The following is a 370-nucleotide window of genomic DNA, read 5'->3' on the forward strand; positions in this document are numbered from 1 at the left end:
GGTCGATACCGGCCACCCCCCACCCCTGGAAAATGAACGGCAATGTGACCACGACCAGCAGCACGCGCACGCTATGCGCGGTCGCCACGCGGTCGATGCCGGCGCCGTGTCGCTCCGCCAGGCTCGCCATTTCGCTGGCCCCGCCCATGGCCGACGAAAACCACGCCGTCTTGAAATCAGCATCGGTGTAGCGCCGCAAAATGGCGGTGCCGATGAACGCCAGCCCCAACGCGAATAGCATGCCGACGATGATGGGGCCGGCATTGCTGCCTATGTGTCCGATCACCTGCGGCGTGAAATACAGGCCTAGCGACGTGCCGATGACCCATTGGCCGGCGTTGCGCGCCGGCCGCGGGCATACGGTGCCGCC

The 370-nt window shown here is 66.5% G+C and carries 1 protein-coding gene; it reads right to left on the bottom strand.

Features of this window, described 5'->3' with window-relative positions; translation table 11 throughout:
• The coding region (locus SB751_RS28555) for an AbrB family transcriptional regulator (RefSeq protein ID WP_410748860.1) at window positions 1-370 on the bottom strand (370 nt) is incomplete at both ends.

This window comes from Cupriavidus sp. SIMBA_020 (assembly GCF_046535395.1).
GTDB lineage: Bacteria > Pseudomonadota > Gammaproteobacteria > Burkholderiales > Burkholderiaceae > Cupriavidus > Cupriavidus campinensis.